The organism is Methanobacterium sp. (assembly GCA_030017655.1).
GTDB lineage: Archaea > Methanobacteriota > Methanobacteria > Methanobacteriales > Methanobacteriaceae > Methanobacterium_D.
The window spans coordinates 24,049-46,852 of record JASEIM010000017.1 but is presented as its reverse complement, the minus strand read 5'-3'; the positions used below and the strand labels follow the sequence as shown (position 1 = coordinate 46,852).

Sequence of the window (22,804 nt, the reverse complement as noted above, 5' to 3'; positions counted from 1 at the left end):
GGCTGACCTATCCATTGCAAAAACTGTAAATCCTAATCCGGTTACAGTAGGGGAAGAAGTCACCTATACCATTATAGTCCGGAACAACGGTCCAGATACTGCTCGAAATGTTCGAGTTACAGATATCCTACCCGGAGGGGTAGAGTTCATGGATTATACAGCCGCTGCTGGAACTTATGATCCAGCCACTGGTATATGGACTATAGGAGACCTCGAAAACGGTCAAATTACCACATTAACCGTTAAAGCTAAAGCTATGCGTACAGGAATATTCAACAATGTAGCTGTGGTTAGTAGCGATACCTATGACCCAGATATGGAGAACAACGAAGCTACAGCATCTTTAACTGTGCGGGAGCCCGTTAAAGCGGTAACAGTACCAATGCAACCAACAGGATTACCGTTTGGATACCTTGCACTGGCAGTTTTAATGGTATTGGCTGGAATATTAATTCCAAAAAGAAAATAAAAGGGAATAATGTTTTCCCACTTTTTTTATTTTATTTTAAAAATAAATTAAGCAATTATAATTTTATGTTAAAATAATTTTATGTTAAAATCCATTATAATTTCAAAACTACACTATCGCCAACGTTGACACCAATATCCTTTGCAATTGGATTACATTTTGCATTCAGTAAGCAGAATACAGGTTTATCTCCTAATTCCATTGCAGTTAGACCTTCATAGTTTCCAAGACCCTTTGATATAACCATATCTGAATTTTTAAAAATTTCTTTAAATTCTTTAGATATGTCAGCATATAGAATTCCGATAGAGTCTGTACCGGTAGATACAAGCTCTGCAACTTCATTAAGCCCTATTTGTATGGCATCTTCAATGCATGCATCATTAAGTATTGGATATTCTTTTAAAGCAACAGTAACATTAACATCATACTCTTTGAGTTTTTCTATGAGCAATTTATCAAAAACAATTTCCCCATTGTTGTCTGCTAAATAGAGAACATTTTTTGCAGTTTTCAGTTCTTTTTCAAGCTCATTTACATGGTTTAAGGCTATGCCCTCGTTCATATTTTCAATAATTCCCTTTTCAATATCGAAATTAACGCCAAGTGCTCCAAAATCAATTATATTCCCTACAATGGCTGCTTTAACATACGTTTCAAGGCCATCATTCTCTTTTATAAGCTCCTTTATCTTTGGAAGAAATTTTAAAGCTATTTCGTTGCCTTTTTCCTTTTCTAAGAGATAAGGATCATCATTCTTTGTCCTATTCTTTATAGTTCGATGGATTTTTGTTCCAATTTCATTGGAAACTGCATCCTGCCTGAATTCATTGTAAATTATTTCTAAAAGTTCTTCCATTACTTCAATTTTGAGATTTTCATCATTGGTTGCTAGATCAAGCGCTTCTTTCGCCTGTCTAAGGAAACAGGGTGCGCATTCGTAGTAGACTTTCATATTAATCACTAATTATCTTAAATTTGCGTTATAGGAATTGGAGATAAGCAAAGAATAAAAATTATAACCATTACTACAGATAAAATCTTTCTATTTCTACTCATTTTCGATACATTATCCAGAGCTCCAGGGTGTCTTTTAGATATAAATAACACTATAATCATTAAAATGCCCATCGGGATCCATCCAAGGATAAGGGTTGCACTGATACCTATAAATGATATTATTTTATGAATTTTCTCGTTAAAAAGCGATCTTGAGATGTGTCCTCCGTCTAAAAATGCTACGGGCATTAAATTAAGCATTGTAACGATTATTCCGACCCAAGCAGCAAAAGCTATAGGGCTGAGCATTATAGTATAACCATCAGGAACTGAAGTGAAAAAAAAGTTAAATGAAATATACATTAATGGTGAAGGGATAAGATAAATCCCTGTATTCTGTATTGGCCCTATATTTGATAATAGAACACCAATTATAAGAACTGGAACTGTCACGATAAATCCTGCAATTGGACCGCTGGCCCCGAGGTCAAAAAGAGCATTTTTATCAGGTATTGCTGATTTTACATTTATAACTGCACCAAAAGTTCCGATTAAAGTAGGAGCAGGTATAAAATAAGGTAAAGTCGCTTTTACATTGTGTTTTCTGGCAGCAAAGTAGTGTGCAGTTTCATGAGTTCCAATTATAGCTAATAGCGCTGCAGAAAAAGTTATTCCTTGTATTAAATTAGCCATTGAAAACGCAGTTCCATTTAATATGCCTTCTACTGTAAAGTACGTTCCAGTTGACAAATTTATTCCATTAAAAAAGTATCCTGCAGATATTGTAGATATAATAGTTATTAAAAATAAAATCACATTAATATGAACTCGCGATTCATTGTGTTCTGGCTTTTGGACAATATTTATCTTATATTCACCTTTATATTCATCAATAAAAGGTAAATAACCAATTTTATCGAGATCATCAACTAATTGAACAAATTTATCCCTATCATAATTCCAAACTATCAAATAAAAGGTCTTTTTTTCAACATGGGTATTTTTTATGCTAAAATATTTTAAAACATAGTTTTCGATTAGACTAACAGTTTTTGTCTGTTTTTTTGAAATATAATCTTCTATAATATTATTATCTTCCATTGTTAACATCCGCAATTTATTATTAACCACCGTAAATAACACGGATAACCTCTATTACGTCTCCATCTTCGAGAATTTCCTCTTCTATCACGACTTCATTATTTCTTTTTACCACAACAGTTTCAGAGGATATATCCATTGTATCTAATACTTCTTTGATGGTCATATTTTCATTAATTTCTACTGCTTGTTTATCCTTGCCAATGATTACTGTAATTGCCATATCTATTCCTCTTCATGAATTTTTTTAGAAAACAGGCAAGCTCTGCACAATTCATGGGATGCTGGCTCGCCGCAATTAATACACATCCCCATACTTACCTTTTTTCCTGAAAATTCTTTCTTAAGTGCCGGTTTGATTTTATCAAAGCCTTTAAGGGTTGAATACATTATTGTGGGATGATTAACCGATAGTTCCTTTACAAATCTTCCTACTTCTCCTCTAAACGATTCCCTTGAGTAGGGGCACTCATCAAAATGAACATCAAGCTCGCGGGCAACAGCATACAAACCAACTTCTTTTTCAGGAATTTCACGAAGCGGTTTTACCTTAACGGTGAATTTATCACTTTTTGGCTCTGATTTTGCTCCAATTCGTGTAAGGTTGTCAATATTCCCCTCAAGATAATTCATTAGTATTGCCTGGGTCTCATCATCAAGATTATGCCCAGTTGCAATTTTTGTGGCCCCTTCTTCCCTTGCAATCTTATTTATTATCCATCTTCTAAATACTCCGCAGTATGTGCATGCACCGTGTTCTCTGCAGTCATCTGCCATGATTTCATCGAGGGTTTTTCCAAAATAATCCTTAATTGATGCAATTCTATGTTTTATACCTAATCTTTGTGCATTTCTTATTGCAATTTCAACTCCATGCTCTCTGTAACCTTCTATGCCTTCATCTATGGTTATTGCAAAAAGATCAATTATGTTACGCTTGTAAAGGGAATTAAGAATATCAAGAACCATTACACTATCTTTACCACCTGAAAGGGCGACTGCAACTTTATCTCCTTTCTCTATAAGCTTATTTCTTCGAATACCCTTCAAAACTTTGTCTGTAATTGATTGGATGAAACATTCTTTGCAGAGCATCTGCCCTGAAGCTTTTCTGTGTATTATTACTGGTGTAGCGCCGCATTTTGTGCATGTTTTCATGATTATAACCTGATAAATAATTATTTTTTAGTAATTCTGTTTTTTAAATAATTCAAAATCCTGAACATAATTTTTATTAAGTATCGCTGCAATTTCTGCCTTTTGAAGCTCAGCACCAAGGTAAGTGGCATGTTCAAGGCGTGAAACAAGCCTTCTTTTAATTATCTCGTCATAAACGGCTTTGGCGGTTTTTCCTTTAATAATCAAATCAGGTTTCATTTTTATATAGTGAACAGCCCTTATAAAACCGTCTTCAACCATTATTTTAAAGCTTCCCTGAGGATCCTGGGTGAATTTATAGTCTTCTGCACCATCTATAACTGGTGCTTCTATTTCTTCAGTTATTGATTCTCCTTTACGCTTATCTTTCAAAACTATTAAATTTATTCCCAGGTCTTTGGGTATGGATCCTCTATTTTTAGCTAAAAACATCATTTTAGATGAAACAGAAAGTTCATGCACACTTCCAATGGTTTTACCACTTTCTTCCGGTGTAAACAGTATACTTGCACCAAGTTCCGTTGCAATTCCCGAAAGAAGTGCATTTGCACCTACAGAATCTGTATCAAGTAATTCTGTTACATTTCCAACTCCAAAAAATAGGGGAACCTTGTTCCTCTTTTTAAACTCATGACAGGCAATTATTGATTCCACAATACTATGGCTGTTAATTGGATCAAGTATAGGGTCTGCAATCACATCAATTCCTCTGCATTTTTCCATTAATTCCTCTAGTGCGTTTACCCTATCTTCAACAGTTTTAGGGGTCCAGTTTTTGCTGAAATTAGTTGGTAGAATAACTGCAGGAATCTTTTTTTCCTCCATTAAAGGTAAAAGTTCATCACAGTTTCCAAGATCAAGGCTTAAAACCATATCAACACCAGAATCAACTGCTGCTTTGATTTCAACAGGATTCAGGGTATCTATACTTACAGGAATGTCGTTAAAAGTTTCCTTCAATGCATTTACCATTTCAGGGATTTTATGGTCCAGTGTTTCCCCGGCAATCATTCCAATATCTATCATTTGAGCACCGGATTCTACAAAATACTTTGCACGCTTGATTAAATCTTCTTTACTAAGTAAAGGTGCATTTGCAATTTCAGCAAGAACTCTCATTGGAAAATCTTCACCAACAGGTAGGCTGCCCACAAGAATGTTATCGGGTTTTTTCAAAAGTTTTTTTATGTTTTTAGAATCTTTTTCAAAATTTTCTATAAATTTTAAGGCCCTTTTTTGAAGTTCTTCCTCGATCAGTTTATCTGCAGGAGTTTTAGATGAAAGTTCCAGCTCATCAGCCATATCCAGGACTATATTCAGGTCTGCAGCACTTGTTGAGCCTTTATAGGTAGGAATCCCTGTTTTTAATTCTATTTCCCTTACATCTTTACGAATAAGACCTGGAGTTATTATCATGTCAAATGAATTGAGTTCTGGATCTTCAAGGGTCTTAATCTCTTTAAGTATTTTTTTGGGGGTTAAAAATGCAGCAATTGGCGTATCTATAGTATAAACATGTGTATCTTGTTTTGATTTTTTTGATGCATTAATAACGGCCTTACTTGCAAGTTTTCCAGTTACTATCAGAACTTTCATAACATACCTCTAAACAGGATTTTAAGACTTTAAATTAATTATATGGTTAATATAACTATTCATTATATTTTTCAACCTTTAAATATTCCTCATCATTGTCTTTTATTAATTGCAAAATTTTTCATATATTATTGTATAAGTTCATGTGCAACATTTATATATATAATAATTTATAATGATTATACATGAGGAATGGAGGTACAGTATGATCGAAATTCGATTTCATGGACGTGGAGGACAGGGCGCAGTAACAGCTGCTGAGATATTAGCAAAAGCAGCCTTTGAAGATGGAAAGTATTGTCAAGCATTCCCATTCTTCGGTGCTGAGCGAAAAGGCGCACCAGTCATGGCGTTTACAAGAATAGCTGATAAACAAATTAGAAGAAGATATCAAGTTTATAATCCTGATTATGTTATTGTATTAGATGACACTCTGTTAGAAGCTGTAGATGTATTATCTGGGCTTAAAGAAGGTGGAAAAGTAATATTGAACACCAAAAATGATGTTAATCTTGGAGAAAATGTAGATTCCAGCAGTATTGACGCAACTGGGATTGCACTTGACACATTAGGAGTTCCTATAGTAAATACAGTTATGTTAGGTGCTTTTGCAAGTGTAACTGGAGAAGTAACTCTTGATTCTATTGTAAAAATAACTGAAGAGACTTTCCCCGGTAAAATAGGCGAAAAAAACGCTGAAGCCATTAAAATAGCATATGAACAAATTAAAAAATAGGTGATTTCATGACAGCCAAAGGAGCAACAGTTAAAGAGCCTGGAAGCAGTAAGCAGAATAAAACAGGTAGCTGGAGAACCTTTAAACCCATCCTGGATAAAGAAAAATGTATAGATTGCGAAAACTGTTTCTTGTTTTGCCCGGAAGGATGCATAAATAAAGAAAATGAAATAGATTACGATTATTGTAAAGGATGTGGCATATGTGCCGAAGAATGTCCTGTTAAAGCCATTAAAATGGAGAGAGATTAAATGCTTAAAGTTATTTCTGCAAATAGAGCAATTGCCGAAGCCGTTAAGCTTGCAAAGCCAAAAGTTATCCCGGTTTACCCAATAACTCCTCAGACATCAATTTCAGAATATCTAGCTCAATTTGTTGCCGATGGAGATCTTCCTGCAGAGTACATAAGAGTTGAGTCTGAACACAGTGCAATAAGTGCAGCTGTAGGTGCATCTGGAACAGGGGTCAGAACTTTTACGGCAACATCATCACAGGGATTAGCATTAATGCATGAAATTTTATTTGCAGCAGCTGGTTTAAGAAATCCAATAGTATTAGGAAACGCTAACAGAGCATTATCAGCACCATTAAGTATATGGAACGATCAACAAGACTCTATTTCCCAAAGAGATACTGGATGGCTCCAATTTTTTGCTGAAAATGCTCAGGAAGCACTTGACTTTGTACTACAGGCCTATAAAATTTCTGAAAATGAAGATGTTCTACTTCCAAGTATGGTTTGTGTAGATGGATTTATACTTACTCACACCGTAGAACCTGTGGATATACCATCACAGGAAGAAGTAGATGATTTCTTACCTGAATATAAACCAACCCATTCATATCTTGACCCAAAAGACCCCATGTCACTTGGAACATTCACAGATCCAAATTATTACATGGAAGCAAGATATGACATGGAAGTGGCAATGGAAAAATCAAAAGAAGTCATAAGGGCCGTTAATAAAGAATTTGCCGAAAAATTCGGTCGTGAATATGGTTTTGTTGAAAATTACATGTGTGATGACGCCGAAATTATTATTGTAGGTATGGGATCAATTTGTGGTACAATAAAAGACGTCATAGATAGTTTAAGAGGACAGGGAGAAAAGGTTGGACTTCTTAAAGTAATAGCATTCAGACCATTCCCCAAAGACGAAATTTATGATGCAATTAAAAACGCTGACAGGATAGCGATTTTAGACAAAAACATATCCTTTGGTATTGGAGGAGTCTTATTCAACGAGATGAAAGCCAAAATGGATATAGATGCAAGAGGATTTATCATAGGTCTCGGAGGACGTGATGTATCTCCTGATGACATAAAAAACATAGTGAATATAACCAGAAATTCAACTGATAGCGATAAAATTAACTGGATTGGACTCAAAGAGGAGGAAATTTAAGATGGAAATACCTGAACAAGAATTTCTCGCTCCCGGACACAGAGCATGTGCAGGATGTGGTGCTACCATAGGAGCAAGACTTGCACTTAAAATGCTTGGTGAAAATACCGTTGCAGTATCTGCAACAGGATGTTTAGAGGTTATTACATCCCAGTACCCTGAAACTGCATGGGAAGTTCCATGGATTCATGTTGCATTTGAAAACGCTGCAGCAGTGGCCTCTGGAGTTGAAAGAGCTCTTAAATCCCAGGGAAAAGATGATGTTAATGTAGTTGTCTTTGCTGGAGATGGTGGAACAGCGGATATTGGACTTCAAGCATTATCTGGAGCAATGGAGAGGGGACACAACATAATTTACATATGTTACGATAACGAAGCTTACATGAACACAGGGGTTCAGAGAAGTGGTGCAACACCATACGGAGCTTCAACAACTACATCGCCACACGGAAAAGAAAGTTTTGGTGAAGACAAGCCAAAGAAAAACATTCCAATGATAATGGCAGCCCACAGTGTGCCATATGTTGCAACAGCTTCAATTTCATACCCTGAAGATTTCATGAAGAAAGTTAAAAAGGCGTCTGAAATGGAAGGACCAGCTTATATTCACCTTCACCAGCCATGTACAACAGGATGGGGTTACGATTCATCAAAAACCATAGAACTTGGAAGATTGGCTGTTGATACAGGGGCGTGGATACTTTATGAGATTGTTGACGGTGATTTTAAGGTAACATACAGGCCAATTCAAAGAAAACCTGTTAATAAATACTTAGATGCTCAAAAACGGTTTAAACACCTTGCAGACGAAGAAAAAGAGAGAATACAAAATTACGTTAATCAAGTCTGTGCCGAACTTAAAATATAGGGGGATAAAATCTTGGAAAAGATACTCATTCAACCAGAGATTTGCGACGGCTGCATGGATTGCGAAGAAGCATGTAAAGAACTTCACGGCACTTCATGTATAATGGTCAGAGAAGTCGAAGGTTCTTACTACCCCATAATCTGTCAGCACTGTGAAGACGCTCCCTGTGAAAGAATATGTCCCACAGAAGCCATGGGAAAAACTGAAATTAACCATGAAAAGTGCATCGGATGCTCTTTATGCATGTTAGTTTGTCCATTTGGTTCAATTTCAATGCATGAGCGAAAATCATATAAATGCAGTCAGTGTCCAGATCTGGACATACCAGCATGTATTAAAGCATGTTCAAAGAGGGCAATTAGTCTTGTAGATGCTGAAGAAATGAAGCTTGAAAAACAGGCTAAACATATCGAAAAGATTGCAGGCATTAATAAAAAGAAAAAAAAGAAAACTGGACTTGTTAATGTTTTAACACATGGTTCAAGGGCAAAGGATGCTCTTAAATAGGAGGCTGAAAATGAAAGAATTAATTTCACGACCGGAACTCTGTGAAGATTGTGTAAAATGTGAAAGAGAATGCCCTCAAAATGCAATAAGAGTTATAAGTGGTGTTCCAGTTCACTGCTTGCACTGTGCACCGGATAGAGCTCCATGTCTTAATATTTGCCCGGAAGATGCCATAGAAGAAATTGACGGCGCAATAATAATCAATGAAGATGTATGCATAGGTTGTGGCCTCTGCAGAGATGCATGCCCTATTGGTGCCATTCATATGGATGAAAGTGGAATTGCAAAGAAATGCAACCTCTGTATCGGCGAGGAAAAACCAATTTGTGTTCTTACATGCCCTACAGGCGGTTTATGCATGGATTCAGAAGAAATGGTTTCTGATAAACGCGAAAGGGTTGCAAAAGAACTTGAAAGGCTTAAACTAATCATGAAATACTGATTAAGCCACCAATTTTTTATTTTTTATAAATAAACCAGATTTTACTTTTTCAATTTTCCTAATTTTAATAAAAGAAATTATAAATATTCATTCAAGAAAATACTTAACGATGATATCATGATTACTCAAAGCACAGTAGAAGATACAATATTCAATTTATTCAAAGAAGCTGTAATTAAACTACCTGAAGATGTAAAGATCGCGCTTCAAGATGCATATAAAAAAGAAGATCAGGAGATTGCCAGGCTAAATCTTAAAGCTATCCTTGATAATATTGAAGCAGCCGAAAAAATGGGAGTTCCAATGTGTCAGGATACAGGGCTCCCCATTGTTTTTGTCAAACTTGGCCCTTTAAAAGTTGAAAATCTCTATGAAGGAATAAGAAATGGGGTTGAAAGAGCTACAAGAGAAGTTCCTCTTAGGCCAAATGTTGTGGATCCTATAACAAGAAAAAATACAGGCATAAACACTGGAAATATGATGCCTCAAGTTGATATTGAGCTTATAAATGAAGAAAAAATCGAATTCACTGTTTTACCAAAGGGTATTGGTTCAGAGAACAACAACGCCCTTAAAATGGCCTTACCTGGTGAAGGAATTGAAGGAATTAAAAAATTTGTTATTGATACGGTAATTAATGCAGGGGGAAAACCGTGCCCACCCATCATTGTTGGTGTTGGAATTGGTGGATCATCTGATCTGGCCATGAAAATTGCAAAAAAGGCACTACTTGGAAAAGTTGGGGAAAGAAACCCTGATAAACAAATTGCAGAACTTGAAGAAGATATTTTACGACAGATAAACGAAACAGGCATTGGCCCTATGGGACTTGGTGGTAAGACTACTGCTCTTGATGTAAAGATTCTAACAGCAGATACTCATACAGCAGGACTTCCTATTGGTGTTTGTATTCAGTGCTGGGCAGGAAGACATGCAAGTGCTGTTTTAAAGCCCTTGAATGTGAAGCATGCAAAAAAACCATAGGTTTTTTTCGCTGCGTCAAAATCCTTCGAATTTTGACAGCATTAGGGGCATTGAAAATCTTCGATTTCAAAAGCCCTCAAAAACGTAGTATTTGGAAATTTACAATTTTCAATGAGTCGAAATCGAAGATTTCGACAGTTTTCGGGCCATGAAATGAAGTTTCGTACGGCCCTCAAACGCTACAGGTTGGGGGCATGTAAAAAAGGTATTTTTTTGCTGTTCAGGAAAAGCTGACAAATCTTAAAAAATTATAGATTTTTTATGCGAGAGAAGTATTGTCAAATCTTAGATTTGACACATCGAAAATTCTATGAATTTTCGAATGATTTGCATTTTTCTTCAGCATCGATTTGTCGCGTCAAAACTTGCAGTTTTGACAGTTTCCTTCAACATACAAAAATCTTCAATTTTTACGGTTGAATAACCACGTTTTTCAAACATAAAAAACCAAAGGTTTTTTAAGGCCTTAATTTATGAATTATTCTATTTTAATTAAGTTATTCAACTCAAAGATGAAAAATTTAAATATTTATATCGTTTTAAATGATTCCCTATAATATATTGAATTAACAGGGGTGATAATCATGGAAAATAAGGGAATTTTAGCAATAATTATATTAGTTGTAATAATTGCCATTAGGGGCTATATTTATATGAACAAGTACCAGCCAAACTATACTACTGCACAAAGTACTATACAAAATTCAACTGTAAATGAAACTCACACGATTCATACAGAATCACAAAAACTATAAAAACCAATATAACTGCTGAACAAGCGAAAGAAATAGCTAAACATTATATTGGAGAACTTGGAGACTATCCTGGAACTCCAACTCTCTACTATGTGAAAGCAAGTGGTAGCTTTGAAGGTGGATATGTCTGGAATGTCCCGATAATTCATGACGGAAAAGTAGTGGATGGAATTGATATAGATGCTCAAACTGGTGAAGAAATTGGTGAATGATAAATTAGAATTTAAGTGTCATTTATAAAAGATTGACGCGTAAATTATTTTTTAAAAAAAGAAATAATTAGTATTCTTCCCTTCTACGCATAGGTTTTTCTCTCATTGATCCTCTGCTCATGGATTCTTTACCATGCTCTTTTTTAAGAATTACCCTTTCTCCAACTGTTTCAACCATGCTGAAAGGAATTAGAGTATCTCTACCTCTGAAACGCCCACCTTCATGAAGAAGTATGGCTGATATTCTATCAGACTCAAAGTCCACATCAACATCGTCAACTTTACCAATTTCATGTCCATTTGAGTCTAAAACTTCTCTTCCAATTAAGTCATGTTTTATTCTCAATAAAATCACCTCTAATTATTTTAAATTATTCAAAGAAAACAATTTTTACATTTGTCGTTTCTATAGATTGGTTAATTTGTGTCAAAATTTTAATAAACACAGTATGAATTAATACTATATATAAAATTAGTAATATAACTATCTGAAATATTTAAATTTCAAAGAGATAATTTTTAATTTAAATTTTTAAGAAACGAAATTTAAATATGTATTTTATTAGATTAAAAATAGAAAATGAGTTATTTATGGTTTTTATCTAATTTATTTAAATTATAAAATGTTTCTGATTTTATTATGCCCTGATTTTCTAAATCATCCATTAACTGTAGAATTATAACGTATTCTTGTCCGGTGTAATCAGCTAGATCTTTGAGAGAAACATTTTGTTTTCTGTTTAAATAATCAAGCGTATTAATCATTAATTCTTTTTTTAATTCTTGATTTTTCCACTTGTTGTTCATGTTACTCCCTCCAATGATTTTTTTAAAAGGGAATTTTTCTTCACCTTTTGTGTTTTATTTTACACTTGAAGTGTATGTCTCTAATATTATATAGTTTTTGTGTTAATTAAATTGAATAAAATGATGAAATTTAATGATATTTGGACTTAAATTCGTAATAATACGATTCCAATGATAATAAATGCAATTCCTCCTATTTTACTTATGGATAATTTATCTCCTAAAAATATGGTAGCAATTATAAAAGTAAATAGGGGAAAAGTGGCTATTAGGGGAACTACTACTGAAGCTTCACCAAATTTAAGTGCATAATAATAAAATAATTGCCCTAAAAGAGCTGCACATATACCTTCCACTGCAATAAGTACCCAGCTTGTTTTATTAATATTCGCTAAGCTAATCAAGTCATTGTTAATTAATAAATAAACCAACATTATTCCACTTATTATAAAGCTTCTAATGCATAATGCAAATACTGGATTAATGTCTTCAAGACCTAATTTGCCAAAAATTGGGGCTAATCCAAATAAGAATGCAGTTATTAGAGCAAATATTAAATAATTCAAGTTAATACCTCAAATTATTTTTCAATCTTTTATAAATAACTAAAAAAAGAATAAATGAAGATTCAGTCTTAAAATTGAATCTATGGTTTTTCACAGGTCATCATGAATATTGTCCTGTCTCCAATACTTACTGCACGATCTGCAGTTCTCTCAAGGAACCTTGCAACGAAAAGAAGATATATCAGATAGGATATTGAATTTTTGTCCTTGAACATGCTTTTTGTGATGTTTGATAGTGATTGATCAAATAAATCATCAACATTATCATCATCCTGTCTTAATTCCCTTGCCATGTTCATGTTCTGGTCTAAAAAGGCATATAATCCTTTGCTAACCATCATCTGTACCATATTGGACATGTGAGTCAAGTCTTCTAATGTTCTTTCCGGAAGCTTTTGTCCTTTTATCTCTTTAGCAACTTCAGCAATATTAACAGCTAAATTTACCATTCTCTTTAGGTGACTTCCTACTTTAATACATGCTTCTATAAATCTTAAATCTTTAGCAACAGGCTGTTCAGATGCAATTATACCCATACATTTTCTTTCTAAAAAGAAATTCATTTCATCGATTTTTTTACCGGTTTCCTTAACATTGTTCAATGTTTCTTCGTCAAATTCAATTAATATTTTAAAGGCATCTTTCTGTGCCTTAAGGGTTGTCTGGCCCATTTCTTCTACTTCTTCTTTTAATTCCCTTAATTTTTTCCTAAATCTTACTCTTGGGTATCTTTTCATATATATCATCCGCCTTCGGATTTATAATCATTTAATAAAGTTTCCACGTCATTTTCAGATATTTCATTAATTCTATACTTTGATAATAATTTTTCACGAGAATCAGTGCTATTTAGCCCAATTTTGTCCCAAAACATTGCAATACTTAGAGGTAATGATAATTTACATTCTTCATTAAGCTCCATAATGGTTTCAAATAGTTTATGATTGGTTTTAAAAATTTCAACCTTTGATTCAGGGAGAATTTTAACCAGCTCCATTGCATTGTTTTCATAAAGCTCATTTAAAGTTCCGGCATCTAAGTACCATGCCCCTACAATTAAATCGTCGTTTAAAAATAATATGGATTCATAATCTTCGTTTAAAATTCTTATATAACCTATAGAAGGTAAATACGAATGTTCAAATTTATTTCCATACATTGTAATTTCGGGTTCATCTGATGGAAGCCACATCAAATCATCACTTCTTGGTTTTTACATCATTAAAACATTATAGAATACTTTATGGTGCATTATACGTTTTCCAATGATAGAATAAGCTATTCTATCGTCCATCCCCATTATATGATGTCCCATACTTAAGAGATTACGTCCTATAAGGATTGAATGCATATAAGAATTTGCAGAATAATTTTCTCCAGATTGTGAGAACATCTGGTTATAGAACTCCTGGAGACTTACAAAGTTTTTAGTAGAACGCTTTAAAAGTTGAATATCTTCACTTAAAAGTGCCCCTACTCCGTCCTTAAGCATATTTTGCACTGTTTGAGACATGAATTTAATATGGGGTGGTTTATAGAAATTATGGTCTTCCTTTGTTGAGTCTATGGCATATCGGGATATGTATGCTGATAAAATGTTTATTCTTTCAAGTTCTATGGATGTTCTTAAAATTGCTGCTCCCAATCTCAAATCTTTAGCAATGGGCTGCTGTAATCCAATTATTTTAAGGCATTCATATTCAATATCTTCACTTTCTTTGTTTATGTCACTGGTAACTTCAATTATTTTCTTTGCTAAATGTGTATCCTCATTAAGAAAACTCTCAACCGAATTATTAATTCTGTCTGCAGTTTCATTACTGTAATTTAAAAGATTATCAGTAATTTTTCTTAATTTATTTTCTAAAATTGTTGCATACATGGATTCACCAATAACATGTTTTTATCCAAATCTGCCAGTAATGTAATCTTCAGTTCGTTTATCCTCAGGTTCAATAAATAATCTATCAGTAAGGCCGCTTTCAACAATTTCACCATTCAAGAAGAATGCGGTGTACTTAGAAACTCTTGTGGCTTGTTGCATATTGTGAGTGACAATTATTATGGTATAATCATTTTTTAATTTGTGCACCAAATCCTCTATTTTAGTGGTTGAAATAGGATCAAGTGCTGAAGCTGGTTCATCCATTAAAATAACTTCAGGATTCACTGCAATAGTCCTTGCAATACATAATCTCTGTTGTTGCCCTCCAGAAAGACCCATTGCAGACATATCCAACTTATCTTTCACTTCATCCCACAAAGCTGCAGCTTTTAAGCTTTCCTCAACCTTTTCCTTTATTACATTGTTATCTGAAATTCCATGTACCCTTAAACCATATGCTACATTGTCAAAAATGGACTTTGGGAAAGGATTTGGCTTCTGAAATACCATACCTATTTTCTTTCTTAAGTCAACTACATCCACCTTAGGATCATAAATATCTCTACCATCTAAAAGCACCGTTCCATCATGCTTAAATCCATCAATTAAATCATTCATACGATTTAATGTGCGTATAAATGTTGATTTTCCGCATCCAGAAGGTCCTATGAGCGAAGTAACTGTATTTTTATGAATTTTAAGGTTGATATTCTTTAAAATCTGCGCTTCATCAAAGTAAACATTTAAATCTTCGACTTCAATTCTGTAGTCCATACTATCTCCCCATCATTTTTTTAGAGTATCTTTCAACCAGTGTATTTGTAACAACGGTAATTGCCAGCACTAAAATCACCAGAACTGCTGCAGTACCATATGCATTATTCAGAGATATGCCCTCTGTTGCCAGAATATAAAGATGCAGTGGAAGAGGTCTTGCAGGGTCAAAAATTGATATTGGAACTGATAATGAAGCACCAACCGCAAATAAAATTGCTGCAGCTTCAGAAATAGCTCTTGCAAGCCCTAAAATCACTCCTGTGGCAATTCCTGGGACTCCTGCAGGTATAACTACTCTATAAATGGTCTGCCATTTGGTAGCACCTATTGCGAGGCTTCCTTCCCTATAAGATTTAGGTACAGCTTCCAATGAAACTTCAGATACTTGTAAAATTGTAGGAAGTGCCATAAGGGCTAATATTAGGCCTCCAGAAAGTACACACCATCCAAGTCCAAGATAAATAACAAAGAAAGCCAGTCCAAACAGCCCAAATACTATGGAAGGGATAGATGCAAGTGTTTCAGCCCCAAATCTTATTAATTTCACTATTGGGCTTTCTCCAGCATATTCTGAAAGGTATACTGCTGCTCCAACTCCAAGAGGCGTTGCCACGATTATTGCAATGAGAGTTACGTACAAACTCGATATAATCATGGGGAATATACCGCCAGCCCTACCAGAATCAACTGGATCGCTAAATAAAAAGCTTAAGCTCATTACAGGCAATCCCTTCATGAGAATATAACCTATAATTACAATCAATATTATGATTGTTATAATTCCTGATGCCCAGAAGAGAGCTTTCATAATATTCTGGGCTATTTTAGGAGATATTATTCTCTGCAATTTTTAAACCTCCTAATCCAAATTTGAACATTATAAGTACCCTCCACCGATAACGACTTTTTTTTTATAATGGAAATAATTGGCAATGACCAGAAGGATCATTATCATTATAAAAAGCACAATTCCTGTTGCAAAGAGCGCATTATAATGAAGTCCTGTCGCATAACCCATTTCCAGTGCTATATTGGATGTTAATGCCCTTACCGGGTCGAATATTGAGTTTGGAATTTGTGTAACATTTCCTGCAACCATAATGACAGCCAGTGTTTCCCCTATAGCCCTACCCATTCCCAGTATTATTGCAGTAATTATTCCGGGAATTGCTGCAGGGAATATGACGTTTTTAATGGTCTGCCAGTGTGTAGCCCCTAATGCTAGGGATGCTTCTTTATATTCGTGAGGAACAGACCTTAAAGCATCCTGTGATATGCTAATAATTGTTGGAAGAATCATTACAGTTAGAATTAAAGATGCTGTAAGCATACTGAAGCCTGTACCTCCAAACTGCACTCTCATGAATGGAACAAGGACAATAAGTCCAAAAAAGCCATAAACAACTGACGGAATACCGGCAAGAGTTTCAATCACTGGTTTCAAGATCTTTCTCATGAAAGGGGGTGCAATTTCCGCCAGGAATATGGCACAAAGCAAAGATAATGGGACTGCAAAAAGCAGTGAAAGCAGTGTTATGCCAATTGACCCTACTATCATGGTTAAAACACCGAACTGGTCTTCGGTTGGTGACCAATCAAGTCCGAATATAAAATTGAAGAATCCATAGCTTTCAATTGCTGGAAGACCTTCTCTAAATATAAATCCTATAATTAACAGTATTACTAGAATAGATAGAATAGCAGTTATAAAAAGTCCTTTTTCAACAAGAAACTCTTCGTATTTCGCCATTTTTGCACCTCAAATAATCTTAATTTATTAAATTTATAAATGTTAATTGTAACGGTATTTATTTAACCGGCACAACATTTTCTTCTTTTACTATTGCCTGTCCTTCAGGACTTAGAGTGAACTCAATAAATTCTTTTATAATACCTTCTGGCTCGCCTTTTACGATGAATATAAAGGGTGTTTGTAAATTGTAAGATCCATCAAATACGGTTTCTTCAGAAGGTGCCACACCATCAATTTTTAATGCTTTAACATCACTGCTCATACGGGCTAATGAAACAAATCCAATTGCACCGGGATCCTGTCTAACTGCCTGTTTAACAGATTCTGTTGAACTTTGAACTATGGCATCTGGCCTTATTTCTGTATCTCCCATTATCAAATTTTCAAATGCGGATCTTGTACCGGAACCATCTTCTCTTGTTATTACATGTATTTCTAGGTCGGGACCGCCTACTTCTTTCCAGTTGGTTATTTTACCGCTGAAAATATCTTTAACCTGGTCTGTTGTTAGATCATTTACATTATTTTGGTTATTTACAGCAATAACAATGCCTTCTTTTCCTATTATGTATTCATTAAGGCCAGGCTTTTCTCTTGCTTTTATTTCTCTTGAACTTGTACCTATATCAGTTATGTCTTGTGAAACGCTGCTTATACCAAGACTTGAACCTCCACCCTGGACATTAATCCTAACATTCGGGTGAGTTTCTTGAAATTTCTCTGCTAATTTTTCTGCTACAGGCTGTACTGAAGTAGAACCTGCAATTTGAATTCTTTCATAACTTTTTGATGGGATGAATATTAAATAAGCGATAATTATGATTATGGCAATTACTATGCCTAACTTATATTTCAAGTCCATTTTCAATCACCTTGACTTATACTCTTTTTCTTTAGAGTATTTAAATTTAGAGTGATTAAGAAAATGGATATCTGTTTAATTTTATAATATTCACTAATTTAATTATAATTCAGTAATTTAAAATTTAAATAAATAAAATAGTGGTTTTTTTAAACCACTTATTGTGTTGCTGGTACAACTTTTTCACTTTTAACAATATTCTGTCCTTCAGGGCTTAAACAGAAGTCTATAAATCCTTTAACAGCTCCAGTAGGTTCACCTTTGGTTAAGAACAGGAATGGTCTTTGAATTTTGTAAGAACCATCAGCTACTGTTGGTTCTGAAGGAGCAACGCCATTAATTTTAAGAGCTTTGACATCTGAACTTAAGCTTGCAAGTGATATATATCCAATGGCATTTGGATCTCCTTTAACTGCCTGTGCTACAGCTTCTGTTGAGCTCTGTACAACAGCTTCTTTAATTATCTTTGTATCTTTACCCATTACAATCTCTTCGAATGCTTTTCTTGTACCGGAACCATCTTCTCTTGTTATAACATTGATTTTGGCATCTGATCCGCCTACTTCTTTCCAGTTGGTTATTTTACCGCTGAAAATATCTTTAACCTGGTCTGTTGTTAAGTCGGATACAGAATTTGCAGTATTTACTGCGATGACAATACCGTCTTTTCCAATTAAGTATTCTTTAAGACCTGCTTTTTCATCATCTTTAAGCTCTTTTGAGCTCATACCGATATCTGCCTGTCCTTGCTGGGTACTGGTTATACCCACACTTGATCCTCCGCCTTGAACATTTATCTTGACGTTAGGATTCTTTTCCATATAGGCCTGAGCAAGCTTTTCTGCTACTGGTTGAACAGATGTAGAACCTGCTACCTGTATTGTTGTTTGTTCGCCAGAACCTCCAGCAAATACGAGGTAAGCTCCGACTATTACTATTATGGCTAAAATTATTCCGATTATGTATTTCGAGTCCATTTCAATTCACCTCACCCTTTACTAATGGTTTAACCATATATAAATGTTCCTATTTGTGTATTTATTATCACAATAAGTGAACAATTTAAAAACAAAATAAATTTTATAGGTCTTTTCTAAATTCACTAAATATGAATATAAATGCACTAAAAGCGATAAATTTAAATATATTCCTACTAATATAAAACTCCATCATGATAACTGAGGAAGCATTGAAAGATATATTTAAGCCAAGAAATCTAAAATGGAGAACGGCTATAACAAAGGTCGAACCTAACAGATTAACCACAAGGGGTTACTCACAGGAAGATTTAATAGGTAATATATCTTTTCCTGAAATGATACATCTCCTTATAAAAGGAAAATTACCTTCAAAAAACGAAGCTAAAATGCTTGGAGCAGTTCTCGTATCTTTTTGTGATCACGGAGTGACACCACCAAGTACACAAGCTGCAAGATTAATGGCATCCGCAGGATCTCCATTACCTGCATGTATTGCTGGCGGACTCCTTGCATTCGGAAAGAATCATGCAGGGGCAATAGAGAAGGCCATGAAAACTTTTCAGGAAGGTATTAAGCTGGCAGAAAATAATATTAATGAAGTTGCAGAACAAATTGTGAGTTATTTTCTTCACAATAATAAAAAGATATATGGTTTCGGGCACAGATATCATACAGAAGATCCCAGAGCTCCAAAGCTCATTGAACTTGCCAGGAAATACAAATGTTTTGGTAAGCATTTGGAACTGGCAATTGCTATTGAGGACATACTTTTTGATAAGAAAAGGATTAGAATGAATATTGATGGGGCAAATGGAGCTATTTTATCAGATATGGATTTTGATTGGAGGATTGGAAGCGGTATTTTTATGATTGGTCGCCTTCCGGGTATTTTAACCCATATTGATGAAGAAAAAACACGTGAATCTCCCTTTAGAAAATTATTTGAAGCAAATGAGATTTACTATGATGGACAGTAAATATTACTACTGGGTGTCGTTCTTGTTTTTATAAGTATTTTTAAAGTTGTATTCCAATATTATATCAGAAATAATCATTTTAAGGGGATTATTGATAAAAAAATATGATGAGCTAAAAACAGAGTTAAAGAACTAAGGATTTTTACAGCTATTCAGAACATATAATTATAGTAAATACATTTTAGCAGTTCTTAACCTCTTAACAAATCTTGGTTTCTGGTGATTTCTTATTGTAGCATTTTTTGAGGAATAGGTTTATTGCAAACGCAACATCAGTTTTATGAAACGCGGATTTTCTCTAAGGAATGGGAGAAGCGAAAAATCAAAAAATACATGAGTGAAGAAGAAAAAAAGTATCTCAGAAACACTCAAAATATTCATTAAGTTTTTGGAGGTTTTATAGTGGATGATTTAAAATATCAAAGAGCTAAAAAACGGGTTGAAGAATTAAAGGGTTTTTATGGGCATTTAACAGCTTTTATTATTGTAAATGTGGCCCTTGCAATCATTAATATACTTACAACGCCGGGCTTTTGGTGGTTCCTGTTTGTAACATTTTTCTGGGGAATAGGGCTTGTTTCACATGCAGCATCACTATTCCTGAAACGTGGAATATTTTCCAGAGAATGGGAAGAACGGAAAATCAAAGAATACATGGAAGAAGAAGAAAAAAATCAGAGATAACTTCCTTTTCTTTCTTTTCGCCTGAACTGCTCGGGAGTAGTTGTTCTGGGAATATTTTCATAATATTCCCTTGAAATATCGATTATTTCAATGGAAATATCACCAATCCTTTCAAATGCTTTAACAACTCTTGAAAGAGAAAGATAATAAGTGGAGCGCTCTGTATCATCAAAGGAAGCTTCAGCCATCTGAGTTGCAATACAATTTAAGGCTTTTTTTTGAAGAACATGTATTTTTTCTTCGTAATTCATGACTTTATCCTTTAAATTTAGTTTTTCATTTAAAAATACATCCATAGAATACGAAACCATCATTTTTGAGGTTTCATACATTTCTTGTATGTATTTAAGCATTTCAGGATCGACTTTATATGATTCTTTAAGGGTAAAGTTTGCAAATTGACATGAATGATCTCCAATACGTTCCAGATCGTATGCTACCTCACTGAAAGCATTTATTTTGCTTGATTCAGATGATGGATTCATTGATAGGGCCATATCTACAGATGTTCTTATTTTTTCATTCATGTTATTGGTAATGAAATCCATTTTCAATGCTTCGTTTGCTAATTCACTGTTATACTGTGAAAGTGCTTCAAAAGACATATCTAACTGTTTATAAACATGTTCTGCCATACCTTCCAGTAATTCCACTATTCTTAATGTCCCCTGTTCTATAGGAACCTTTTCTTCACCATATATTTCTAAAAACTGGTCAATTTTTTTTGGTTCTATCACATAAGCTCTTTTTACAATTTTTTCACTTATAAGGGGTTGAAGCAGTTTAGTAACATATCTACGGGTTATTCCAAGCTTCTCTGCGATTTCGTCCTGTGTCGATGGATTTTCATAACGTATTACGTCCAGTATTGCTTTTAATGTAACATTTTTTGTTTTTTTTGCCATAATACCCCATTAACTTTTGTTTTCATCCACTTCACTATTAATAACTATTGACTCTTGAATTATTGATATGGTGACATATGATAGTGCTGCAATAACCACAAGTGAAATTATCATGCCGAATTCTATAAAAAGAGGAGCATATAATTCCACAAGGGATGAATTTGTGTCTACAAATCCATTTAATAGTTTAATTATTCCTACAGATAATATAATATATCCATACGACCTTTTTATATTCTCCGATATCAATATTGGATAAATACCCATGCAGATAAGTCCAATTCCAATAGATCTAAAGAGCGTCCAGTCTGTTGCATTTTCCAAGTAATGGAAAATTTGTTCTGGTTTCAGATATATGGTAGAGAATATATAGATGATTTCAATAATAACAATAATCATTAGGGGAATTGTATAAACTACTCGTGTCTCAATTTTTTTTGTTTGAACGTTTTCAAGGGGTTCTTTAATGTAATGAGACATCACTTGATAGAGCATTGCACCTAAAACCGCTCCAAGAACTGTTCCTGCAATTCCAATCTTTGAGGTCGTAAATGCCACAATGCCAGAGATTACTCCAGCCATTATTACATCTAACATTTTTGACATAAAATCACAAATCTTATTTTTTTTACTCTGTTATTCAATTTTAATATAAAACAAATTAATTTCTATTTACTCAGAATTTTTATTCGTTTAATTTTAAACTCAAAGTTTATAAATATTCCTTATTAAATTTATAGATTAATTCTTATATTTGATTTTTATCTGACTTTTCTGAAAGTTCTTATGCATATAACCATAAAATATTAATTATTAATGTAATTCTTCTTATAATTTACCGGTATATGAATTTAACAGTATAATCTATTATATAATGATATGAATATTTCTAATAATTGTTGATTTTTTAATAAAGTATTTGATTTATTATTAGGGACATTAAAATATTCTAATTCAAAATAAAAGCATTCTATTTGTTTATTTTTTTAAGAATAGTGGCAATTATTTATTATTTATTTTTGATTTAACTATAAAATGTTATTACTTTTTCATAACAAAGTATTTATCTTATTATTACTATATTATCTAAATGTATTAATATGGGGAGGTGATAATGTGAAGAAAGAATTGGGAATAGTCCTATTTGCACTTATGATTGCAGTAGGAGTAACTGGAGTTGCTACAGCCCTCGGACCAAATGGAAATTTTGATGGGGTTAAAAAATGTAAGCCTGTATGGCACCCACCAGTAAAATGTGAACCAGTTAAAAAGTGCGATCCTAAAAAAGAAGCTCCTAAAAAATGCGAGCCAGTTAAAAAACCAGTTTGCCCACCAAAATGTGAACCAGTTAAAAAACCAGTTTGCCCACCAAAAT

The 22,804-nt window shown here is 34.0% G+C and carries 31 protein-coding genes; 13 read left to right on the top strand and 18 right to left on the bottom strand.

Annotated features, from left to right (window positions below):
• The coding region (locus QMD61_08360) for a DUF11 domain-containing protein (protein ID MDI6724644.1) at window positions 1-469 on the top strand (469 nt) is incomplete at its 5' end.
• A gap of 94 nt (window positions 470-563) precedes the next feature.
• Here the strand turns inward: QMD61_08360 and QMD61_08355 are convergent.
• The 5 genes from QMD61_08355 to QMD61_08335 are packed head-to-tail and all read right to left on the bottom strand — an operon-like array spanning window position 564 to window position 5,323.
• Window positions 564-1,424 carry a DUF89 domain-containing protein gene (locus QMD61_08355; protein ID MDI6724643.1) on the bottom strand — a complete coding sequence of 287 codons (861 nt, stop codon included), beginning with the start codon at window positions 1,422-1,424 and terminating at the stop codon, window positions 564-566.
• A gap of 17 nt (window positions 1,425-1,441) precedes the next feature.
• A complete protein-coding gene (locus tag QMD61_08350) occupies window positions 1,442-2,569 on the bottom strand; it encodes a site-2 protease family protein (protein ID MDI6724642.1) in 1,128 nt (375 codons plus the stop codon).
• A 22-nt stretch (window positions 2,570-2,591) separates the two neighbouring features.
• Window positions 2,592-2,792, bottom strand: coding sequence for a MoaD/ThiS family protein (locus QMD61_08345; protein ID MDI6724641.1), 201 nt, complete (start codon window positions 2,790-2,792; stop codon window positions 2,592-2,594).
• Window positions 2,793-2,794: 2 nt separating this feature from the next.
• Window positions 2,795-3,727, bottom strand: coding sequence for a TIGR00269 family protein (locus QMD61_08340; protein MDI6724640.1), 933 nt, complete (start codon window positions 3,725-3,727; stop codon window positions 2,795-2,797).
• 27 nt (window positions 3,728-3,754) lie between these two features.
• Window positions 3,755-5,323, bottom strand: a complete 1,569-nt coding sequence (locus QMD61_08335) for a dihydropteroate synthase-like protein (protein ID MDI6724639.1) — start codon at window positions 5,321-5,323, stop codon at window positions 3,755-3,757.
• A 205-nt stretch (window positions 5,324-5,528) separates the two neighbouring features.
• Here QMD61_08335 and porC point away from each other — a divergent pair, with 205 nt between their 5' ends.
• From porC to QMD61_08290, 9 genes are all read left to right on the top strand, one after another.
• Window positions 5,529-6,059 carry a pyruvate synthase subunit PorC gene (porC, locus tag QMD61_08330; protein MDI6724638.1) on the top strand — a complete coding sequence of 177 codons (531 nt, stop codon included), beginning with the start codon at window positions 5,529-5,531 and terminating at the stop codon, window positions 6,057-6,059.
• A gap of 8 nt (window positions 6,060-6,067) precedes the next feature.
• The gene (gene porD / locus QMD61_08325; protein ID MDI6724637.1) at window positions 6,068-6,310 is read left to right on the top strand and encodes a pyruvate synthase subunit PorD; all 243 of its coding nucleotides are present in this window, start codon (window positions 6,068-6,070) and stop codon (window positions 6,308-6,310) included.
• On the top strand, window positions 6,311-7,465 hold the full coding sequence (gene porA / locus QMD61_08320; protein MDI6724636.1) for a pyruvate synthase subunit PorA: 1,155 nt from the start codon (window positions 6,311-6,313) through the stop codon (window positions 7,463-7,465).
• A 1-nt stretch (window position 7,466) separates the two neighbouring features.
• Complete coding sequence (gene porB / locus QMD61_08315; GenBank protein MDI6724635.1) at window positions 7,467-8,333, top strand: pyruvate synthase subunit PorB; 867 nt, start codon at window positions 7,467-7,469, stop codon at window positions 8,331-8,333.
• Window positions 8,334-8,345: 12 nt separating this feature from the next.
• Window positions 8,346-8,840, top strand: a complete 495-nt coding sequence (locus tag QMD61_08310; GenBank protein MDI6724634.1) for a 4Fe-4S dicluster domain-containing protein — start codon at window positions 8,346-8,348, stop codon at window positions 8,838-8,840.
• A 10-nt stretch (window positions 8,841-8,850) separates the two neighbouring features.
• Window positions 8,851-9,282 (top strand): 4Fe-4S binding protein, encoded by a 432-nt coding sequence (locus tag QMD61_08305; GenBank protein ID MDI6724633.1) that lies wholly within the window; start codon window positions 8,851-8,853, stop codon window positions 9,280-9,282.
• Between the two features lie 117 nt (window positions 9,283-9,399).
• The gene (locus tag QMD61_08300; GenBank protein ID MDI6724632.1) at window positions 9,400-10,266 is read left to right on the top strand and encodes a fumarate hydratase; all 867 of its coding nucleotides are present in this window, start codon (window positions 9,400-9,402) and stop codon (window positions 10,264-10,266) included.
• Window positions 10,267-10,850: 584 nt separating this feature from the next.
• On the top strand, window positions 10,851-11,021 hold the full coding sequence (locus tag QMD61_08295; GenBank protein MDI6724631.1) for a hypothetical protein: 171 nt from the start codon (window positions 10,851-10,853) through the stop codon (window positions 11,019-11,021).
• A gap of 8 nt (window positions 11,022-11,029) precedes the next feature.
• The gene (locus QMD61_08290; GenBank protein MDI6724630.1) at window positions 11,030-11,233 is read left to right on the top strand and encodes a PepSY domain-containing protein; all 204 of its coding nucleotides are present in this window, start codon (window positions 11,030-11,032) and stop codon (window positions 11,231-11,233) included.
• A 67-nt stretch (window positions 11,234-11,300) separates the two neighbouring features.
• Here QMD61_08290 and QMD61_08285 read toward each other — a convergent pair whose 3' ends face one another.
• The 11 genes from QMD61_08285 to QMD61_08235 all read right to left on the bottom strand — a co-directional run bounded on the left by QMD61_08285 (window position 11,301) and on the right by QMD61_08235 (window position 18,860).
• The gene (locus QMD61_08285; GenBank protein MDI6724629.1) at window positions 11,301-11,579 is read right to left on the bottom strand and encodes a PRC-barrel domain-containing protein; all 279 of its coding nucleotides are present in this window, start codon (window positions 11,577-11,579) and stop codon (window positions 11,301-11,303) included.
• 239 nt (window positions 11,580-11,818) lie between these two features.
• Window positions 11,819-12,040 carry a hypothetical protein gene (locus QMD61_08280; protein MDI6724628.1) on the bottom strand — a complete coding sequence of 74 codons (222 nt, stop codon included), beginning with the start codon at window positions 12,038-12,040 and terminating at the stop codon, window positions 11,819-11,821.
• A 146-nt stretch (window positions 12,041-12,186) separates the two neighbouring features.
• Window positions 12,187-12,606: an EamA family transporter gene (locus QMD61_08275; GenBank protein MDI6724627.1), complete on the bottom strand. Its 420-nt coding sequence runs from the start codon at window positions 12,604-12,606 to the stop codon at window positions 12,187-12,189.
• Window positions 12,607-12,686: 80 nt separating this feature from the next.
• Window positions 12,687-13,343, bottom strand: a complete 657-nt coding sequence (phoU, locus tag QMD61_08270; GenBank protein ID MDI6724626.1) for a phosphate signaling complex protein PhoU — start codon at window positions 13,341-13,343, stop codon at window positions 12,687-12,689.
• Window positions 13,344-13,348: 5 nt separating this feature from the next.
• Window positions 13,349-13,798, bottom strand: a complete 450-nt coding sequence (locus QMD61_08265) for a hypothetical protein (GenBank protein MDI6724625.1) — start codon at window positions 13,796-13,798, stop codon at window positions 13,349-13,351.
• Between the two features lie 21 nt (window positions 13,799-13,819).
• A complete protein-coding gene (locus QMD61_08260) occupies window positions 13,820-14,488 on the bottom strand; it encodes a phosphate uptake regulator PhoU (GenBank protein MDI6724624.1) in 669 nt (222 codons plus the stop codon).
• A gap of 21 nt (window positions 14,489-14,509) precedes the next feature.
• Window positions 14,510-15,265: a phosphate ABC transporter ATP-binding protein PstB gene (gene pstB, locus QMD61_08255; protein ID MDI6724623.1), complete on the bottom strand. Its 756-nt coding sequence runs from the start codon at window positions 15,263-15,265 to the stop codon at window positions 14,510-14,512.
• A gap of 1 nt (window position 15,266) precedes the next feature.
• A complete protein-coding gene (pstA, locus tag QMD61_08250) occupies window positions 15,267-16,115 on the bottom strand; it encodes a phosphate ABC transporter permease PstA (protein MDI6724622.1) in 849 nt (282 codons plus the stop codon).
• A 30-nt stretch (window positions 16,116-16,145) separates the two neighbouring features.
• On the bottom strand, window positions 16,146-17,018 hold the full coding sequence (pstC, locus tag QMD61_08245) for a phosphate ABC transporter permease subunit PstC (GenBank protein ID MDI6724621.1): 873 nt from the start codon (window positions 17,016-17,018) through the stop codon (window positions 16,146-16,148).
• 58 nt (window positions 17,019-17,076) lie between these two features.
• Complete coding sequence (locus QMD61_08240; GenBank protein ID MDI6724620.1) at window positions 17,077-17,883, bottom strand: phosphate ABC transporter substrate-binding protein; 807 nt, start codon at window positions 17,881-17,883, stop codon at window positions 17,077-17,079.
• Window positions 17,884-18,041: 158 nt separating this feature from the next.
• Entirely contained in the window at window positions 18,042-18,860 is an 819-nt protein-coding gene (locus QMD61_08235) for a phosphate ABC transporter substrate-binding protein (GenBank protein MDI6724619.1), read from the bottom strand.
• Between the two features lie 194 nt (window positions 18,861-19,054).
• Here QMD61_08235 and QMD61_08230 point away from each other — a divergent pair, with 194 nt between their 5' ends.
• Window positions 19,055-19,840: a citryl-CoA lyase gene (locus QMD61_08230; protein ID MDI6724618.1), complete on the top strand. Its 786-nt coding sequence runs from the start codon at window positions 19,055-19,057 to the stop codon at window positions 19,838-19,840.
• Window positions 19,841-20,242: 402 nt separating this feature from the next.
• On the top strand, window positions 20,243-20,524 hold the full coding sequence (locus QMD61_08225; GenBank protein MDI6724617.1) for a 2TM domain-containing protein: 282 nt from the start codon (window positions 20,243-20,245) through the stop codon (window positions 20,522-20,524).
• Here QMD61_08225 and QMD61_08220 read toward each other — a convergent pair.
• Window positions 20,515-21,429, bottom strand: a complete 915-nt coding sequence (locus QMD61_08220; protein ID MDI6724616.1) for a PhoU domain-containing protein — start codon at window positions 21,427-21,429, stop codon at window positions 20,515-20,517. The genes QMD61_08225 and QMD61_08220 overlap by 10 nt on opposite strands.
• Window positions 21,430-21,438: 9 nt before the next feature.
• On the bottom strand, window positions 21,439-22,035 hold the full coding sequence (locus QMD61_08215; protein ID MDI6724615.1) for a hypothetical protein: 597 nt from the start codon (window positions 22,033-22,035) through the stop codon (window positions 21,439-21,441).
• 510 nt (window positions 22,036-22,545) lie between these two features.
• On the opposite strand from QMD61_08215, the gene QMD61_08210 reads away from it, so the two are divergent.
• Window positions 22,546-22,804 (top strand): hypothetical protein (locus tag QMD61_08210; GenBank protein MDI6724614.1); only part of this gene is annotated, 259 nt, incomplete at its 3' end.

Bases quoted from the DNA above. Each gene is read 5' to 3' on its own strand.
- QMD61_08300 (MDI6724632.1), top strand. From the start codon at position 9,400: ATGATTACTCAAAGCACAGTAGAAGATACAATATTCAATTTATTCAAA.
- QMD61_08305 (MDI6724633.1), top strand. From the start codon at position 8,851: ATGAAAGAATTAATTTCACGACCGGAACTCTGTGAAGATTGTGTAAAA.
- QMD61_08260 (MDI6724624.1), bottom strand. From the start codon at position 14,488: ATGTATGCAACAATTTTAGAAAATAAATTAAGAAAAATTACTGATAAT.
- QMD61_08295 (MDI6724631.1), top strand. From the start codon at position 10,851: ATGGAAAATAAGGGAATTTTAGCAATAATTATATTAGTTGTAATAATT.
- QMD61_08340 (MDI6724640.1), bottom strand. From the start codon at position 3,727: ATGAAAACATGCACAAAATGCGGCGCTACACCAGTAATAATACACAGA.
- phoU (MDI6724626.1), bottom strand. From the start codon at position 13,343: ATGAAAAGATACCCAAGAGTAAGATTTAGGAAAAAATTAAGGGAATTA.
- porB (MDI6724635.1), top strand. From the start codon at position 7,467: ATGGAAATACCTGAACAAGAATTTCTCGCTCCCGGACACAGAGCATGT.
- QMD61_08220 (MDI6724616.1), bottom strand. From the start codon at position 21,429: ATGGCAAAAAAAACAAAAAATGTTACATTAAAAGCAATACTGGACGTA.
- pstB (MDI6724623.1), bottom strand. From the start codon at position 15,265: ATGGACTACAGAATTGAAGTCGAAGATTTAAATGTTTACTTTGATGAA.
- QMD61_08355 (MDI6724643.1), bottom strand. From the start codon at position 1,424: ATGAAAGTCTACTACGAATGCGCACCCTGTTTCCTTAGACAGGCGAAA.
- QMD61_08350 (MDI6724642.1), bottom strand. From the start codon at position 2,569: ATGGAAGATAATAATATTATAGAAGATTATATTTCAAAAAAACAGACA.
- QMD61_08265 (MDI6724625.1), bottom strand. From the start codon at position 13,798: ATGTGGCTTCCATCAGATGAACCCGAAATTACAATGTATGGAAATAAA.
- porD (MDI6724637.1), top strand. From the start codon at position 6,068: ATGACAGCCAAAGGAGCAACAGTTAAAGAGCCTGGAAGCAGTAAGCAG.
- QMD61_08345 (MDI6724641.1), bottom strand. From the start codon at position 2,792: ATGGCAATTACAGTAATCATTGGCAAGGATAAACAAGCAGTAGAAATT.
- QMD61_08215 (MDI6724615.1), bottom strand. From the start codon at position 22,035: ATGTCAAAAATGTTAGATGTAATAATGGCTGGAGTAATCTCTGGCATT.
- QMD61_08230 (MDI6724618.1), top strand. From the start codon at position 19,055: ATGATAACTGAGGAAGCATTGAAAGATATATTTAAGCCAAGAAATCTA.
- QMD61_08240 (MDI6724620.1), bottom strand. From the start codon at position 17,883: ATGGACTTGAAATATAAGTTAGGCATAGTAATTGCCATAATCATAATT.
- QMD61_08280 (MDI6724628.1), bottom strand. From the start codon at position 12,040: ATGAACAACAAGTGGAAAAATCAAGAATTAAAAAAAGAATTAATGATT.
- QMD61_08335 (MDI6724639.1), bottom strand. From the start codon at position 5,323: ATGAAAGTTCTGATAGTAACTGGAAAACTTGCAAGTAAGGCCGTTATT.
- pstC (MDI6724621.1), bottom strand. From the start codon at position 17,018: ATGGCGAAATACGAAGAGTTTCTTGTTGAAAAAGGACTTTTTATAACT.
- QMD61_08235 (MDI6724619.1), bottom strand. From the start codon at position 18,860: ATGGACTCGAAATACATAATCGGAATAATTTTAGCCATAATAGTAATA.
- porC (MDI6724638.1), top strand. From the start codon at position 5,529: ATGATCGAAATTCGATTTCATGGACGTGGAGGACAGGGCGCAGTAACA.
- porA (MDI6724636.1), top strand. From the start codon at position 6,311: ATGCTTAAAGTTATTTCTGCAAATAGAGCAATTGCCGAAGCCGTTAAG.